Origin of the sequence: Xanthomonas sp. fls2-241-TYG-148, from assembly GCF_030208815.1 — a bacterium.
GTDB lineage: Bacteria > Pseudomonadota > Gammaproteobacteria > Xanthomonadales > Xanthomonadaceae > Xanthomonas > Xanthomonas campestris.
Map to the genome: position 1 here is coordinate 91,034 of NZ_JARVTE010000013.1, position 12,068 is coordinate 103,101.

The 12,068-nt window shown below is 66.2% G+C and carries 14 protein-coding genes and 1 tRNA gene; 8 read left to right on the forward strand and 7 right to left on the reverse strand.

What is annotated here, in order from left to right; all coding sequences use genetic code 11:
* Positions 1-62: 62 nt before the first annotated feature.
* The 4 genes from QRM60_RS14365 (at position 63) to tmk (ending at position 2,998) form a co-directional block, all read left to right on the forward strand.
* Entirely contained in the window at positions 63-422 is a 360-nt protein-coding gene (locus QRM60_RS14365; protein WP_011039002.1) for a hypothetical protein, read from the forward strand.
* Positions 423-524: 102 nt separating this feature from the next.
* Entirely contained in the window at positions 525-1,442 is a 918-nt protein-coding gene (locus QRM60_RS14370; RefSeq protein ID WP_042595652.1) for a hypothetical protein, read from the forward strand.
* Complete coding sequence (locus tag QRM60_RS14375; protein WP_042595653.1) at positions 1,439-1,981, forward strand: GTPase; 543 nt, start codon at positions 1,439-1,441, stop codon at positions 1,979-1,981. The genes QRM60_RS14370 and QRM60_RS14375 overlap by 4 nt, the downstream gene beginning before the upstream one ends.
* A gap of 333 nt (positions 1,982-2,314) precedes the next feature.
* Positions 2,315-2,998, forward strand: coding sequence for a dTMP kinase (tmk, locus tag QRM60_RS14380; RefSeq protein WP_042595654.1), 684 nt, complete (start codon positions 2,315-2,317; stop codon positions 2,996-2,998).
* 290 nt (positions 2,999-3,288) lie between these two features.
* On the opposite strand, the gene QRM60_RS14385 is transcribed toward tmk, so the two are convergent.
* Positions 3,289-4,284 (reverse strand): helix-turn-helix domain-containing protein, encoded by a 996-nt coding sequence (locus QRM60_RS14385; protein ID WP_238151560.1) that lies wholly within the window; start codon positions 4,282-4,284, stop codon positions 3,289-3,291.
* Between the two features lie 54 nt (positions 4,285-4,338).
* On the opposite strand from QRM60_RS14385, the gene QRM60_RS14390 reads away from it, so the two are divergent.
* Positions 4,339-4,779 carry a nuclear transport factor 2 family protein gene (locus QRM60_RS14390; protein WP_042595656.1) on the forward strand — a complete coding sequence of 147 codons (441 nt, stop codon included), beginning with the start codon at positions 4,339-4,341 and terminating at the stop codon, positions 4,777-4,779.
* A 107-nt stretch (positions 4,780-4,886) separates the two neighbouring features.
* Positions 4,887-5,276, forward strand: a complete 390-nt coding sequence (locus tag QRM60_RS14395; protein WP_012439509.1) for a nuclear transport factor 2 family protein — start codon at positions 4,887-4,889, stop codon at positions 5,274-5,276.
* A gap of 60 nt (positions 5,277-5,336) precedes the next feature.
* Here the strand turns inward: QRM60_RS14395 and QRM60_RS14400 are convergent.
* The 4 genes from QRM60_RS14400 to birA form a co-directional block, all read right to left on the reverse strand.
* Positions 5,337-5,412: transfer RNA gene (locus QRM60_RS14400), tRNA-Thr, on the reverse strand.
* 33 nt (positions 5,413-5,445) lie between these two features.
* Entirely contained in the window at positions 5,446-6,231 is a 786-nt protein-coding gene (locus tag QRM60_RS14405; RefSeq protein ID WP_285446439.1) for an SPOR domain-containing protein, read from the reverse strand.
* A gap of 10 nt (positions 6,232-6,241) precedes the next feature.
* A complete protein-coding gene (locus QRM60_RS14410; protein WP_115573750.1) occupies positions 6,242-6,970 on the reverse strand; it encodes a type III pantothenate kinase in 729 nt (242 codons plus the stop codon).
* A complete protein-coding gene (gene birA / locus QRM60_RS14415) occupies positions 6,967-7,971 on the reverse strand; it encodes a bifunctional biotin--[acetyl-CoA-carboxylase] ligase/biotin operon repressor BirA (protein WP_343237653.1) in 1,005 nt (334 codons plus the stop codon). Before birA ends, QRM60_RS14410 begins: the two co-directional genes overlap by 4 nt.
* 50 nt (positions 7,972-8,021) lie before the next feature.
* Here birA and QRM60_RS14420 point away from each other — a divergent pair, with 50 nt between their 5' ends.
* Positions 8,022-8,336 carry a hypothetical protein gene (locus QRM60_RS14420; RefSeq protein WP_040942016.1) on the forward strand — a complete coding sequence of 105 codons (315 nt, stop codon included), beginning with the start codon at positions 8,022-8,024 and terminating at the stop codon, positions 8,334-8,336.
* Between the two features lie 8 nt (positions 8,337-8,344).
* Positions 8,345-9,100, forward strand: coding sequence for a M90 family metallopeptidase (locus QRM60_RS14425; protein WP_285446441.1), 756 nt, complete (start codon positions 8,345-8,347; stop codon positions 9,098-9,100).
* 118 nt (positions 9,101-9,218) lie between these two features.
* On the opposite strand, the gene QRM60_RS14430 is transcribed toward QRM60_RS14425, so the two are convergent.
* Together QRM60_RS14430 and QRM60_RS14435 are read right to left on the reverse strand one after the other, a co-directional pair.
* Positions 9,219-10,406, reverse strand: coding sequence for a DUF1501 domain-containing protein (locus tag QRM60_RS14430; protein WP_285446442.1), 1,188 nt, complete (start codon positions 10,404-10,406; stop codon positions 9,219-9,221).
* Between the two features lie 14 nt (positions 10,407-10,420).
* Complete coding sequence (locus tag QRM60_RS14435; RefSeq protein WP_285446454.1) at positions 10,421-12,010, reverse strand: DUF1800 domain-containing protein; 1,590 nt, start codon at positions 12,008-12,010, stop codon at positions 10,421-10,423.
* Between the last annotated feature and the right edge of the window lie 58 nt (positions 12,011-12,068).

Genomic DNA, 12,068 nt, shown 5'->3' on the forward strand with positions numbered 1-12,068 from the left:
TCGTGCTTGCGTGTGCGCACGGCATCCGCCCACTCATTTCTCAACGCTGGTAAGGACGACTCGTGTCAAAACTCAATCTGGAACAACTGCATTCGCTGGCCGGTTTCGTTGGCGCCGCGCTGGTCGATAGCGACAGCGGCATGGCGCTGGGCATGACCGGCGGTACCGAGCTCAACCTGGAACTGGCTGCGGCCGGCAACACTGAAGTAGTGCGCGCCAAGCGCCGCATTGCCGAACAGCTGGGCTTGAACGACACCATCGAAGACATCCTGATCACCCTGAGCAAGCAGTACCACCTGTTGCGTCCGCTGGAAAGCAACGGCGCGCTGTTTCTGTACGTGGTGCTGGACCGCGCCAAGGCCAACCTGGCCATGGCACGTCACGAACTGAAGGCGTTCGAGAAGACCCTCGACTTCGGTTGATCGGCTGATCGTTAAAGAACGGCGCCACGGCGCCGTTGCTATTGGCCTGCCGGCGCCCGCCGGCAGGCGTTGCTGCCTCGATGCGCCGCCAGGCGCCAGATCATGACCACACCCATCCACACCATGCGGGTCGCCACGGCCGGCCTGGACCTGCTGCACACCACGCGCCTGAAACTGGCCTGCTCGCTGCTGCTCGCCGAACGCATCGACGTGCAGCTGGGCGAGTGGCCCGAGCACGCCGCCGATGTGGTGGTGCTGGGCCTGGAAAGTGCCGATGGCTTGGCCGCGTGGCAGGCCTTGCAAGGCCAGCCGGTGCGGGTACTGGTGGTGTCGCGCACGCCGGTGGCGGGCGCATGGCTCAAGCACGGTGCCACCGTGCGCGAACTCAACGAACAATTACGCCTGCTGCTGTCCTCGCCACAGCACGCGCCGGCCGCCGAGCCGGCGCTGTTGCTGCGGCATTGCCGCGGCGAATTCGGTACCGATGCGGTGGTGCTGCAACAGGCGCAGCTGCGCGTCCGTGTGGACCCGGGCAATGGCTGGCTGGAGTTGCCCGCCACACTGCCGCTGGCCGCCTTGGTGGCTGCGCTGGATCGCCCCGATTGGCAACGCGCAATGGGCGACATCGGCACCGCCGCCACCCAACGCATCTCGCTGGAAGCGCTGTATTTCGCCCTGCCCGAACACCTGCGCCCGGCACTGCCGGCGGTGGAACCGGGCCACGCGCTGCAACTGCGCCAATGGCCGGAACTCAGCGCCGATACCAGCACGCCGTCACAGTTGCTGGCCATCGCGCACCTGCATGCCCGGCCGTGGCGCCCGCAGGCGCTGGCCAATGCTTGCAAGCTGCCGCTGCAAACGGTGGAATGCCTGTTCGCCGCCGCGCTGGCCAGCGGCCTTGCCCAGACAGCGGAGATTGCCGTGCCGTCCACGCCGCGTCGTCAGAACAACAGCAATTCCCGGTTCTTTTCCTGGGTTGCGCGTCGGTTCGGTCTCACTCTCTCCCAGGCGCAGTCATGAGTCTTCCGGCCAACAAATTGGTGTTCGTAGGCGGCATGGGCGCGGGCAAGACCACCGCGGTGCGTGCGATCTCCGACGTGGAGCCGGTCAGCACCGAAATGCCGCTGAGCCAGGATGCCTACGGCGACAAGACCTACACCACCGTGGCGCTGGACTACAGCTCGATCGAGCTCGAAGACGGCGAGCTGCTGCACGTCTACGGCGTACCCGGCCAGAAATACCTGGATTTCATGTGGCCGCTGGTGTGCGACGGCGCCCTGGGCGTGATCGTGCTGACCAGCGCGCGCGATACGCAAATGCGCGACACCACACTGGAGCTGCTGCGCGAATTTTCGCGGATTGCGCCAGAGGCCAGCCTCGCCGTTGGCGTCACCATGACCGACGAGGTGCAGGAATTCCTGCTGCCGCCGTTCCGCGAAGCGCTGGTGGCCGAAGGCTTCCGCATCCCGGTCATGCGCGTGGATGCGCGCTCGGCCACCCAGATCACCTTCCTGGTGAAAACGCTGCTGTCCTATCGCTACACCTCCGCGCCGGTCTGAGCGGAAGGTGGCCGTGCGCAATCAACGCGCACACAAGTGAGTCAAGGAATCCGGTCACGACGGTGCCTGCAGAGGGCGTCACGCGGGGGATGCCGCCTCTAGGGTGGCGGCGACGCGTCCTTCATCCTTGAAGTCAGTAAAGCGTCGCTCAAACGCTACACGATTGAGCACCGTGCCTGACTTGTTCAGTATGACAACCGGGCACGAGCGGCGGCATCGGGACATTCCTGACACATACGGCAGCGAATGCTGCATGCGTTTGTCGGTGCAATGACCAGCGCGCGACTGCACGCAGCAATCGGCGGATTCAGGGGGATCGGCTAAAGTAGCGTGATGACTATCGAACTCACGCCAGGCGGCTTGTTGATCGCGATCGAAGGGATCGACGGAGCCGGCAAGACCACCCTCGCCAGGAGCCTGGCCACGCTGTTGGAGCAGGCCGGCGCGCGCGTCGTGCTGAGCAAGGAGCCAACCAACGGCCCCTGGGGCACACAGCTGCGGCAGTCGGCCGCCACCGGGCGGCTGAGTGCCCAGGACGAGGTCGACCTGCTGCTCCGCGACCGCCGCGAGCATGTGGAGACCCTGATCGCCCCGGCGCTGGCGCGCGGAGAGATCGTGATCCTGGACCGTTATTTCCCGTCCATGGTTGCCTACCAGGGCGCCGCCGGCCTGCCACTGGATGCGCTGCTGGCCGCCAACGATTTCGCGCCGCGCCCGGACCTGCTGCTGCTGCTCGACCTGCCGCCGCCCACCGGCCTGGCGCGCATCCGCGCACGCGGCGATGCCCCCAATCATTTCGAAACCCAGGACAACCTGGAACGCTGCCGCGCAATCTTTGCGGCACTGCAGCTGCCGGGCAAGCACGTCATCGATGCCAGCACCGATGCGGACAGCGTGCTCCGCCAAGCCCACGCCGTCGTCGTTGCAGCACTGGCCGACCGCCTGCGCGTCGGTGCCACCCACACCGACGCCGAAAAGGCCGCGCTGGAACTGCTATCGGCCGGTCGTCCGGCCTGAGTTGCTGCGCGTACTGCGCGCAGACAACAACAAACTGCACAATGCGCTTTGCGCGTACGGCGCAACGTATGTAAAGGCCTCTCCTTGCGGGAGAGGAAGTGGTGCGGCCAGCAAGATTTCCAGAAAACGCGCAATCTCACCGTGCGCCGTGGAAACTCCGACAATCAATGCAGAGGCTATTGCATAGCTTTCAGGGCTCAACCGCACACGATGCTGGCCATCTGTGACGCATCAGCCAGGCGGGCTTGAAGAATACAGCGCAGGCGACAGCGCGCTGCCGTGGCATGCAATCAATCCGCAAGCCGATAACGCCGCCGAAAGTCCGAAGGCGTGCACCCCACTTCACGCCTGAAAAACTTGTTGAAGTTGGTCGCTTCATCGAAGCCCAGCTTCTCTGCGATGGCAGCAACCGGCATCGACGTGTGCACCAGCAGGCGCTTGGCTTCCAAATTGATGCGTGCGGCAATGAAGGTCTTTGCGGTGGTGCCCATTGCCGATCGCACTGCGCGCGCCAGGCTCTTTTCCGTGCACCCAAGGCGATCGGCATAGTCCGCGACCTGATGCCACTGTGCGTGGCGGTCTTCGACCAGCTGCTGAAACCGGTGAAAACGTCGCAGCGCCGCAGACACTGCAACATCCCGCACTTGGGTACGACCGTGCAAAATGCTCAGCCGCGTCAGCAGCGCATGCAGCTGATGACGCAACAGCGCATGGACGTCCTCTTGCGGGGCCAGCATCAGCGTGTCCTCGCGCATTTGCGCGATCACATCGGTCAGCCGCTTCAGATCATCGCCACCGAGCAGCACATGATCCGGCAACGTGCCCAGATCGAAGGCGAGCTTCAAATCGCCCGGCGTTGTCGCTGCCGGCAGCACGAACTCCTGGCGAAAGATCACATTCCAGCCATCCCAGTCGTCCTTGACGCCATAGCTGTGCGCCTGGCCGGGCCGCACGATCAGGAGCGAGCCAGGCGCGCAGGCGATGGCCTTGAAGTCGACCAGCTGGGTGCACTCGCCATGGGTCACACACAACAGGGTATGGAATCCGTAGCGGTGCGTTGCCTGCACTTCCTCCCTGGTCGCACGGGTTCGCAAATCGGCAACCGTGAAGACTTCCAGGTCGAGACGATAGGGATCGGCGGGCTGGTAGGCCAGATGCAGGATCTGGGAGGTCGCCTGCGCCGCCGCAGCGCGTGCGCGTCTGGTCGTCGTCATTAGCGTAGGCTCTTCAAAACATGTCCGTAAATGATCAGCATCTGTCCACTCTGGACCGCTCGGGCTGGCCAATCAAGTCCAATAATTACTCCTACACCACGTCCCGCTTGATTGAGAAGACCGACCATGAGAATCGATATTGCAGAGATCACCCAGGCCATTCTGGCCGTGGACGACGGCATCAACGAACGCTGGAACCGCGGCGACGTCGATGGCGCACTGGAGGTCTACAGCGACGACGTGTCGTATTTCGACCCCCTCACCGAGTTGCGTCTGGACGGCCACGCCGCGGTGGAGGCGTATTTCCGCAAAGTGTTTGAGGGCAAGCTCAAGATCCTGCGCAACGACTACCTCCACCCGGTCGTGATGGTCAGCGATGGCGGCGACATGGCCGTGCTGCACTACAACCTGCGCAACATCGTGAGCGACGGCCAGGGCGGCGAAAAGCCGGGCACTCCGTGGAATTCGACGCAGGTCTTTCGCCACATCGAAGGACGTTGGCGCGTGGTTCACGTCAATTGGTCGATCACCTTGCATCCGGGCGCCCTGCAAAGCCTGATGTCCTGACGGATCGCGGCAGATCGCACCGCTCTCTCCCACCACAGATCGGCCAGCCGGGCAGAAGCGCCGGTAAACCTTACGCTCCGACATTTCAACCAACCAAGGAAAGCACCATGAACACCATCGACATCGCCAAGTCCTACATCACCGCAGTCCAGACCGGTGACCACGCAACGCTGGGCAGCATCATTTCGCCCGACGTGATCTGGCACCAGCCGGGTAACCATCAGTTCTCCGGCACCCACCGCGGCATGGCTGTCGTCGGGCCGATGCTGGGCAAGATGATGGAGGTCTCCAACGGCACCTTCGCCATCAGCCGTGCAGACGACTACATGGCCAGTGGCGACTGGGTGGCCATCACCCTGGAATTTTCCGGCCAGGCCAACGGCGTCACGCTCAAGCAAGCGGGCGTGGACCTGCTGCGCATCGAAGACGGCAAGATCGTCGAAGTACGGCTGTTCTCGGCCGATCAAACCCAGGAAGATGCCTTCTGGGGACGCTGAACCACAGCGCGGCCAATGCCTGGAGACATGGACGTTTCCGGGATGCAGCGAAAGACCTTATGGTGCCGACACCCGGATTCGAACTGGGGACCTACCGCTTACAAGGCGGTTGCTCTACCAACTGAGCTATGCCGGCAAAGGCCAAGCGCGTTGCGCGCCGGTGCGCATTCTAGCGCAGCGCGGTGCAGTCTAGCGATCGTTGCCGGCTCGCGCCCGCACTGCGCTGCAGGCTGGACACCGACGCACTGCTGCGCACGTCGATCCACCAGCGCGACTGGCCGGTGCCGCTGGGCACCAGTTGCGCGGGAAAGCCGGCGCTGACCAGGCTGGCCTGGCGCCGCTCTGCACGCTCACGGCTCTGGTACTGCCCCAGCGCGATGCTGTTGTCCTCCCCCTGGGCGATGACGTAGTAGTCGCCGATTCCGGCCGCAGCAATGCGCTTGACCAGCGCCTGCGCCGCGGCGCGGTCGCCGACATTCGGCAGCATCACCCGAAAGGTACTCACTCCCGCATCCTTGTCCTCGCGCACGCTGGTACGGCTGGCCTGCCCACGCAGTGCGGGCAAGGCCGCATCGGCCTCGGCACGCGCCGCGTACGGCCCCAGGCTGGCACAGCGCTCGGCGGGTGCGGCAACGGCGGGCGGCGGGCTTGCGGCCGGCACCGCTGGGGTGACAGCGGCGGCTGCCGCCGGCGTGGGCGGTGGCGTGTTCTCCACCGCTGCGACAGCCGGCTGCGCTGCAGGGGCCGCCGGGGGCGGCACGAGCGCTGCTGCTGGCGCCACCGTGGCAACGGCGGGCGCGGCAGCAGTGGGCGGCGTGGGCAGCAGCTCCAGCCGCGCCACACCTGCCGGTTGCGACGGCGCCGCCGGCGGGACAGACGCCGGTTGCAGTGCCCACCACAGCGCCACGCCGGCGTTGAGGATGATCAGGACAACGATGAGTGCGCGTACGTACATGCGGCCGATTCTACGGCGCGGCCGAATGCGTCGCCCAGGTCGCCAGGCCGTCCAGCACCAAAGCAGCGCGAAATTCAGCCGTGGGCAGCAACGGCAGCAACGGCGGCGCGCCACCGCCGTGCACCAGCAAGCGCACCGGCATGCCAAGGGTGCACGCGGCGTGTTGCAGGCTGCGCTCGATCAAGGCCACCGCCGCGCCATCGCAGCCGGAGGTCAGCGCATCGTCGGTGTCGTTGGCCAGTTCGGCATAGGCACCCCCGGTAGGCGGCAACTGCACAGCACGCGCATGCAGCGCCTCGCGCATGGTGGTCGGCGAGGCAGCGATCCGCCCGCCGTGATGCTGGCCGTCTGCGCCCAGCACGTCGATGGTCAGCGCGGTGCCGACCCCGGCCACCAGCACCGGCGCATCACCGCGCGCGCCGAGCAGGGCCAGGAAGCGGTCCACCCCGAACCGGCTCGGGTCGGCATAGGCAATCCGCACGCCGGCACAGGCAGCGGCGGTACGCACCACCCGCACCTGCTCAAAGCGCGTGCGCAGGCTGGCCAGCACGCGCTCGGTCAGGCCCGCTGCGGCCACGCTGGCCACGTGCGCAATCCTGCCCGAGGGCAGCGCCGACAACGCGGCGGTATCCATCGCCTCGGCGCCGTGCGCCCAGGCCTGCACATCGCCGGCGCGAGTGCCGTCCAGCGGCGCGTACTTGAAACGCGAATTACCCAGGTCGAACAGCCACTCACTCATGCAGGTCTCACGCTCACTTCTCCGGAGTGGAACAGGCGCACATCGGTGCCGATCTGCACACGCAACGCGCCATCGGCCGCCAGGCCAAGTGCGGTGCCGCGGTGCAGGCTGCCGGCCTCCTCCACCTGCACCGCGCGCCCGCTCAGCAGGTCCAGCGCGGCATAGCGGCTCAGGAACGGTGCCAGCCCCTGCGCCTCGAACAACGCCAGCGCGGGGATCAGCCCGGACAGCACGACCGCCACCACCTGGTCGCGCGACACCGGCCGGCCAGCCAGGGTATCCAGGTCTACCCAGGGCTGGTCGATGCTGGCAGCCGCAGCCGGCGGCATGTGTACGTTCAAGCCCAGCCCGATCACCGCGCGCGCATTGCCGGCCATCTCACCGCCGCCTTCGATCAACAAGCCGCCCAGCTTGCGCCCGCGGGCCAGCAGGTCGTTGGGCCACTTCAGCCCGACTTCGTCGAACCCACACCCGCGCAAAGCCTCGGCCACTGCCACTCCGACCGCCAGGCTCAAGCCGGCCAGCTGCCCGAGCCCACCGCTGAAGCGACGCGATGCCGACAGGTACAGGTGCGCGCCCAACGGCGAGGCCCATTGCCGGCCCCGGCGACCGCGCCCGCCGGTCTGCCGCTCGGCCAGCAACACAGACACGCCGTGTTCCGGCGCCGGGCGCGCCAGCAGGCTGGTGTTGGTGGATTCCAGCGTCCAGGCCACCTCCAGCGCCGCCAGCCCGGCGGCGGCATCGGCTTGCAGGGCAGCGCGGACGCGCTGGGCGTCGAGCAGGTCCAGCGGCGCCGCAAGCTGGTAGCCCTCGCCGGCCTGGCCGTCGATCGCAACCCCGGCCGCGCGCAGATTCTGAATGCGCTTCCACACCGCGGCGCGGGTCAGCCCGGCCTCGCGCGCCAGCGTGTCGCCGGAGAGCCGGCCAGTCGCAAGTTTGGCCAGCAACGCGCGGTCGTCCACGGCAAGGTCCCCAAATCGATCCGTGAAATTATGCGCCAAGCTCCCCCAGGCGCCCAGCGCGGCTTGCGTGATGGGGTGAAAACCACGTTATGATCGGGGACTTACGCCGCTTGCCCTGGATGTGGACGATGCGCCGACTCACGCTCTGCCTGCTCTTGTTGTTGGCTCCGCTCGCCGCTCTGGCAACGGACCAGCTGGCCGACGGCGATCATGAGAGCTGCGTCAGCAGCAACTCGGCAGCACGCGGCAGAACGCCAAATGGCGAGGCACCCGCCGCGTCGCGCGCACCGGCCCACAAGCCTGCACCCGCCTCCAATGGCGGTGGTGGCGAAGGCGATGCGTTGTTCCCGCGCATGCGCATGATGCCGCGCTGGCACAGCTTCCTGCCGGGCATGTTCCGCTGATCCAGTGGGTGTTGCGCTGGCTACGCCGGCCACCTGCTGCCCTTGACGATGCACTGTGGCAGGCGGTCTGCACCGAGTGCGCCTGGGTTGCCGCGCTCGATCCGCCGCGGCAACACCGCCTGCGTGCACTGACCACGCAATTCCTGCAGCAAAAGACCATTTCGCCGGTGCATGGGCTGACCTTGACCCCGCACGATGCCGTGCTGCTGGCGGCCACCTGTTGCCTGCCGCTGTTGAACATCGGCGCCGCCGGCTGGCGCGGCTGGTCGCAATTGATCGTGTATCCGGATGCCTTCCGCGTGCAGCGCACCCACATGGATGCGGCCGGCGTCATGCATGCCTGGGACGACACCCTGATCGGCGAGGCCTGGGAGCATGGCCCGCTGATCGTCAGTTGGGCCGATGTGCAGGCCGATCTGGCCGATCCCACCGCTGGCTTCAACGTGGTGGTGCACGAGATGGCGCACAAGCTCGATGCACTGGATGGCGCGCTCGACGGCACGCCGCCGCTGCCGGCAGCGCAGTACCGCGACTGGGCACGCGATTTCCAGCAGGCCTATACCGCGTTCTGCCGCCAGGTTGACGCCGGCACGCAGACCGACATCGACCCGTATGCCACCGAAGCGCCCGAAGAATTCTTCGCCGTGCTCAGTGAGTATCACTTCTCCGCACCGCAGGTGATCGCACGCGAGATGCCGCGCGTGGCCGCACACTTAGCCCGTTTCTACGGCGCCTCGCCGTTCGCGCACACGCCGCCAAACTGAAGTAACACGACGGCCACGGCATCGCTTGCGATTACCGCCGCAGTGCCGGCAACGCACGCGCACCTGATACGCCGTGCCGCAGGTCTTGCATCATCTTGACCCGCATTGGTTTGCTGCCTTAGACCAGCCCAAGATTGCGCGGCCTGGCACCAGGGAATACCCGCTCCAGCTGCGATGGCGACAAGCCCCACAGCCGGCCCAATAGGCCACCAAACAGGTCACGGTAATTGTTGAGTACCGGGTAATCGCGGTTCTGCAGCAGTTGCGCCTGCGCCACCGCGACCTGCTCGCCGGCGATGCGCCCACCCTGCACGGCGCCGCCCAGCACCCAGTACGCAGTGCCGTGACCATGATCGGTGCCCTTGCTGCCGTTTTCGCGGAAGGTGCGCCCGAACTCGGAAATCACCACCACCACGGTGTCCTGCCATGCCGGCCCCAGCGCGTCCGCATAGGCGGCCAGGCCCTGCCCGAGGTTGCGCAGGTTATTGGCCAGCCCACCTTCGACGCTGCCCTGGTTGGCATGCGTATCCCATCCACCGACATCCACAAATCCCAGCCGGTAGCGGTCGCGCATCAAGGTCGCCATGCGTCGGGTCTCGTCGGCAAAGGTGCGTGCGCTGGCCGCACCGCGGCCGGCCTGTTCCATTTCCTCGCGCAGTTGGGTGGTCACCTGCTGCCGCAACGCCAGCCCATCGCGCGCGGCCGCGGCCAACGGCGTGGCGCCATACATCTGCGCCAGGATCTGCGCCTGGCGGTCATCAAGGCCGCGCTTGCCGATGCCCTTGAGCGAGACGTTCGGCAGATCGCCGGCGCCCTGGAACGTCAGCGGCAGGGAGTCGGTAAAAGCGATCGCCGGCACGCCGCTGAGCACACCCGACAATCGCGCCATGAAGCCGGAGCGGTAATCGCGGCGCTGCGTGGCCACCTGGCCCGATTCGATATCGTCCTGGGTTTCGAAATGGCTGCGCGACAGATCATCGGTACCGGCGAACGGCACGAACGCCAGTTGCTTGCGTTGCCACAGTGGCCGCAACGACTCGCCCACCACCGGGTTGAGGCCCCACTGGGCATCCAGTGCCAGCGCGCTGCGCGGATTGCTTGTGTCTGGCCGGGCGATCGCCAGCGTCGGACGCGCCTGGTAATAGAAATCGCTGCCATGCGGCACCAACAGATTGTTGCTGTCGTAGCCGCCGCGCAGAAACACCACCAGCATGCGTGCGCTGTCGCATGGGGCAGCAAACAGGCGGCCGCTCCACGGCAGACTCGCGGCGGCAGCGGAGGCCAGCAAAAATTGACGTCGTTGCATCGGTGCACTCCCGCTCAGCGATAGTTGAAATCCGGCGAAGACAGCAAGAACCCATTCCACTCCTGCGGCGTGCGCGCCTGCTCCAGCGCCTGGCGCGTCTGCACCGACAGCGATGGTTGCAGCCAGCGGTACGCGGGGCGCGCATCGATGCGCGTCAGTGGTGGTTTGCGCGCGTTGCTCAGCTCTTGCGGCACATCGTCACCTTGAAACAATTGCACCGGTGCGCTGCCCAGCGTGCGTGCCACTTCGAACCGACGTGCCAGCTGCCCGGAGCTGGTCCAGGCCTGCGATTGCAGCGACCATCCATCCGGCGTGATCCGTCCGAACAACGGCTCACCGAGTTGCTGCACCCAGCTCACCATCGGCGCACCATTGGTGATGACTTCCCCGTCGTAGGCAAGCCGCATCGCCGATACCACCAGACGATTCGGGTCCTTGAATTTGCGCGGTTGCGCAGTGGCAAATTCCGGTGCGGCGAGCATGGTCTGCATCACTTGGGCGATGTCGCCGTCGCTGCGCTGGAACGTGGCGGCCATGCGCTTCACCAGCGCCGCAGGCGGCTTGTCGCTGACGAAGTATTCGGCGAGCTTGTGCGAGATGAACTGTGCGCACGCCGGCTGCCGCACCAGCAGTTGCACGGCGCGTTCGATCTCATCCAGGCCGCCACCGGCAATGCGCTGACCCAGCAAGGTCTTGTCGCCGGGCTGATGACGGGCCGGGTTGAATTCGAACAGCCCCTTGCGCACGACCTGTGCCTGATCCTTGGCGGGCGGCGCCACCAAGCCTTCGCGTTTGACCTGCACCAGGCCGGCGCCAGTGAGTATCAAGGCCAGCTGCTGCACATCCTGCTGGGTGTAGCCGCCATCCACGCCGAGCGTATGCAGCTCCATCAGCTCACGCGCGTAATTCTCGTTGACCTTGCCCTTGGCATTCTTGGCGTTGTCCAGATACTCCAGCATCGCCGGGCTCTGCAGCGTGGCCATCACCAGATCGGCGAACTTGCCGGTGGCATTGGGGCGAATGGCGGTTTCCATGTAATCGGCGGCCATCCACTTCACACGGCCCTTGTCGGCATACACGCTGAAATGATTGAGCCAGAACCACACCAGTTGCTCGCGCATCTGATCCGGCGCGTACACCGCGCGCAATAATTGCGCCTGGCGCGCCTGCGTAAGCATCTGCCCACCGCGTGCGCGCCACTGTTTGCTCGCGGCCACCTTGTCATCGCCCTCGGGCATCGCCTGCAAACGCGCCTTGTCGGCCTCGTATTGCACCAGCAAGGTGTCGAGCGGGGTATGCAATGCATCGAACTGCTGCAGCTGCGCGCGCACCGGTGCAGGCAACGCTGCATCGTCGCTGGGTTGCAGCAGGGCCGCGCTGTAACGCGCCTGGCCCAGCCGCAGCAACTGCGCCACGTTCTCCGCACTGGCACCGTAGGTGGCGCGCTGCAGCCATTGCAGTTGCTGCGGTGTCGGCGCCGGCGCGGCGGTGGCCACCGCGCTGCAGACAAGCAGGCAGCCCGCGGCAAGCACGCTAACCCAATTGCGGCCGCGTATCACCCGCGTGGACGTGGCAGCTTCACTCTGCATGGCGTCGCTCTCCATCGTGGCGGCCGAATACCGGCCCAGTATGGTCAAGGCAACGCGCGAGGCGTTAAACGGT

Excerpts from the sequence above, each read along its gene's own strand:
- QRM60_RS14370 (WP_042595652.1), top strand. The coding sequence starts at position 525 with ATGACCACACCCATCCACACCATGCGGGTCGCCACGGCCGGCCTGGAC.
- QRM60_RS14375 (WP_042595653.1), top strand. The coding sequence starts at position 1,439 with ATGAGTCTTCCGGCCAACAAATTGGTGTTCGTAGGCGGCATGGGCGCG.
- tmk (WP_042595654.1), top strand. The coding sequence starts at position 2,315 with ATGACTATCGAACTCACGCCAGGCGGCTTGTTGATCGCGATCGAAGGG.
- QRM60_RS14390 (WP_042595656.1), top strand. The coding sequence starts at position 4,339 with ATGAGAATCGATATTGCAGAGATCACCCAGGCCATTCTGGCCGTGGAC.
- QRM60_RS14395 (WP_012439509.1), top strand. The coding sequence starts at position 4,887 with ATGAACACCATCGACATCGCCAAGTCCTACATCACCGCAGTCCAGACC.
- QRM60_RS14405 (WP_285446439.1), bottom strand. The coding sequence starts at position 6,231 with ATGTACGTACGCGCACTCATCGTTGTCCTGATCATCCTCAACGCCGGC.
- QRM60_RS14410 (WP_115573750.1), bottom strand. The coding sequence starts at position 6,970 with ATGAGTGAGTGGCTGTTCGACCTGGGTAATTCGCGTTTCAAGTACGCG.
- QRM60_RS14420 (WP_040942016.1), top strand. The coding sequence starts at position 8,022 with ATGATCGGGGACTTACGCCGCTTGCCCTGGATGTGGACGATGCGCCGA.
- QRM60_RS14430 (WP_285446442.1), bottom strand. The coding sequence starts at position 10,406 with ATGCAACGACGTCAATTTTTGCTGGCCTCCGCTGCCGCCGCGAGTCTG.
- QRM60_RS14435 (WP_285446454.1), bottom strand. The coding sequence starts at position 12,010 with ATGGAGAGCGACGCCATGCAGAGTGAAGCTGCCACGTCCACGCGGGTG.